Source organism: Streptomyces otsuchiensis, assembly GCF_004305975.1.
In the GTDB taxonomy this organism is placed as follows: domain Bacteria; phylum Actinomycetota; class Actinomycetes; order Streptomycetales; family Streptomycetaceae; genus Streptomyces; species Streptomyces otsuchiensis.
This window is the reverse complement of the sequence record NZ_BHZI01000431.1, coordinates 1-3030: the sequence shown is the minus strand read 5'-3', so window position 1 is coordinate 3030 and position 3030 is coordinate 1. Positions and strand designations below refer to the sequence as shown.

The 3030-nt window shown below is 73.0% G+C and carries 4 protein-coding genes; all 4 read left to right on the top strand.

Going from position 1 to position 3030, the window contains the following annotated elements; genetic code table 11:
* A partial coding sequence (locus E0D90_RS24715) for a DUF2637 domain-containing protein (protein WP_227870486.1) occupies positions 1-1565 on the top strand: 1565 nt, incomplete at its 5' end.
* Positions 1566-1671: 106 nt separating this feature from the next.
* Entirely contained in the window at positions 1672-2184 is a 513-nt protein-coding gene (locus tag E0D90_RS24710; RefSeq protein ID WP_130800157.1) for a hypothetical protein, read from the top strand.
* 1 nt (position 2185) lies between these two features.
* A complete protein-coding gene (locus E0D90_RS24705; RefSeq protein WP_157996942.1) occupies positions 2186-2377 on the top strand; it encodes a hypothetical protein in 192 nt (63 codons plus the stop codon).
* A 154-nt stretch (positions 2378-2531) separates the two neighbouring features.
* Positions 2532-3030, top strand: a 499-nt coding sequence (locus E0D90_RS26855) for a hypothetical protein (RefSeq protein ID WP_227870485.1), incomplete at its 3' end; no start/stop codon positions are given.

Genomic DNA, 3030 nt, shown 5'->3' with positions numbered 1-3030 from the left:
GACGCGTTGAACCAGACGGTGGCCAGGGTCATGGCGTGGGCGACGACCCCACCGACACCCCCGCTTCGGCGCCGATCGACGCGACTTCGGCAACCGGCTCGGATGCTTCGGCAACGACCGGCCCGGCTTCGGGGACGCCCGGCGAGGGCCGTCGGGACACTTTGATGATCACGCTCTCCATCGTCGCGATCGTCGGCTCGGTCGCGGTCGGCCTGATCGGTTTCGTCATGAGCTACGACACCCTTCGGGGCGTTGCGGAAGACGACTGGGAGTTCGGCCCCGACCTCGCCAAGTGGTTCCCGATCGGCGTGGACGCCTCGATCCTCGCGTTCCTCGCGTTGGACCTCGTGCTCATCCGGCGCGGCGTGCCCTGGCCGCTCCTGCGGCTCGTCGCCCACGCCATGACCCTGGCCACCGTCTGGTTCAACGCGTCGGCGCACGGCTCCATCACCGAGGACACCACCCGCGCCGCCGCGCACGGCCTGATGCCGATTCTCTTCGTGGTCGGGATCGAGGCCGCGCGCCGCCTGGTGGTGCAGGCGGCGCGGCTGGAGACCGGGACCGCGATGGACCGGGTGCCGCTGCACCGCTGGCTCCTCGCCCCCTGGCCGACCGTCCGTCTCTACCGCCGGATGCGGCTGTGCGGCATCACCTCCTACCCGGAGATGATCGCCCGCGACCGGGACCTGATGGGCTACCGGCAGTGGCTGGCACGCAAGCACGGCGGCGACCTGAGAGCGGCCGACCCCGACGCGCTGCTGCCCATGGAGATGGCCCGGTACGGCATCAGCGTCGACCAGGCCCTCGCGCTGCCCGAGCGCCAGGAGCAGGCCGCCGCGGACCGGGCGACCGCCCGCCGCCGCCGACTCCTCGCGCTGGAGACCCAGCGGGAGGTCGACGCCATGCGCGCCAAGGCGGAGCAGGCCATCGCCGCCGGCGACCTGCGGGTCGCCCAGGCCGAGGCCGACGGGCGGGCCGCCGAGGCAGAGTCCGAGGCCGACGCCCGCGCCACCGCCGCGCAGCGCGCCGCGCAGCGGGAGCGGGACCTGGAGGAGACCGCCGCGATGCGGGAGGCCAAGGCCCGGCAGGCGGCGGCCGACGCGGCGGCGAAGGAGGCCGCGGCGAAGGAGGCCGAGGCCGAGCAGCGCCGCCTCCACGCCGCCCGGTCCGCGGCCGACGACCGGGCCCGCCTGGAGCGCGCGGCCGCCGATGAGGCCCTCGCCCGGAAGGAAAAGCAGCAGCACCTGACGGACATCGCCGAAGCCGACCTCCGGCGGGCCGAAGCCGAGGAGGCTGCGGCCGAAGCCCGGCTTCGGGCGAAAGAGATCGAGGTCGCGGCCCTCGAAGCGGAAGACCTCGCGCGGCTCGGCCAGTCCGAGCGGAAGGTCCGCAAGGTCGCTCGCCTGATCACCGCGGAGGCCGGCGGCAAGCCCGAGCTGCTGCCGCTCGCCCGTATCCGGGAGGTGCTGGCCGTCTCCAGTGACGGCACGGCCAGCACCTACCGCACGGAGGCTGCCGCCTACCTCGCGGCGCAGGCCCAGGAGCAGGCGCAGCACGCGGCCTGACGCCCCGTCCGGGTACCCACCGTCGCCCCCGAACCGCCGTCCGGCGGGTCGGGGGCGGCCACGGCCGCCCGGCCGAACAGATCGACAACCCCCCCTGGAGGACCCCGTGACTGACCACTCCCGGCCTGCGCGCCGCTGGACCAGTGAGCACCTGATGCAGCCGGGCGGCACCGGCATGTACGTGGCGCAGCAGCGTGAGCGGCTGCGGCAGATGGCGGATGAGATCCACGCGCTCCAGTCCGAGTACCGCTCGGACCTGGAGACGGTGGACATCGAGGGCGACCGGCCGCTGGAGGCGCGGGTGCGCGCCTACCTCGCGTCCCGGCCGCTGGCGCAGCTGGAGCGCGACCTGCGGCACGCCGTGAACCACATCAAGAGGTTGGAGACGGAGCACAAGAAGCGCTTCGAGGAATTGCCGAAGAAAAGGCGCCAAAAGGCGATCGAGAAAGACGAGAAGAAGGGCCGCAAGGCGATCTCCGGGCCGAAGGACGCGACCGCCCGGGACACGTCCCGCAGCCTCGCGGAATTCACCGGCGGAATCGTCCAGCAGCAGAAGAGCAAGAAGGACGACAGCGACGAGACCAGCGGGTTCTTCGACGCGCTGAAGAAGGGCGCCTGAGATGGGCATGAAGCCGGGTCAGCTCCGGTACTGGCAGGGCCGCCTGGCGGCGACGGCGACCAACGCCGACAGGGGGCGCGCGCTGTGGGACCTGGCACGCACGATCGCCGAGTCCGACCCCGCCAAGCGGGAGGCGCGGTGGGCGGACCTGGTCCGCCTGCTGCGCGCCTGGACCGAGGCGCAGCAGCAGTGACCACGACCGGCTCCCGCACTGGGGGCCGGTCACTCTACGTGCTCATCACGGGTCGTGCACGGCCGTGAATCGGGGTCCCACGTACGCGTATACGCGTACGCGTGTAGGGACCCCCGGGCCGTGCACGGCCCGTGATGACAGAAACGGAGGGCCGATGGCCGACGACGAGGGGGCGACGCTGCTGCGGCTGCGCGTCCCGGGCCCGGTGGGGGAGGACCCGCCGCCGGGCGTGGACGACATCCCGGAGCTGCGGGAGCTGTCGGCGCTGGAGCCGCCGGCCTCGATGGACGTGGAGCCCGCCGGGCCCGGCGCCGCCGGGCCGGCGCAGGAAGTCCGCGCCGACAGCGGAAATTCCGGAGCGAATGCAGAGGGTGGCGGGGAATCCCGCGCCGCTCTTTCCACGGTGATGCTCGCCGGTATCGCTATCGCGGCGGTGCGGGGGGCATTCAATGCGGTGTCCTATTTGAAAGCGAAAGCGGAGCACCGTCGCGCGGTGCGCGACAAAGCCGGAAAGGGAGGCCGGGACGGCGCGGACTGGTCACGTGCTGGGAAAGACCGGCGTATGCAGTCCGGCCCGGAATTCGGGGCGAAGAACCGCGGCGGCGGGGGCGCCGGGGTTCTTCGCCCCGAATTCCGGGCCGGACTGCATACGC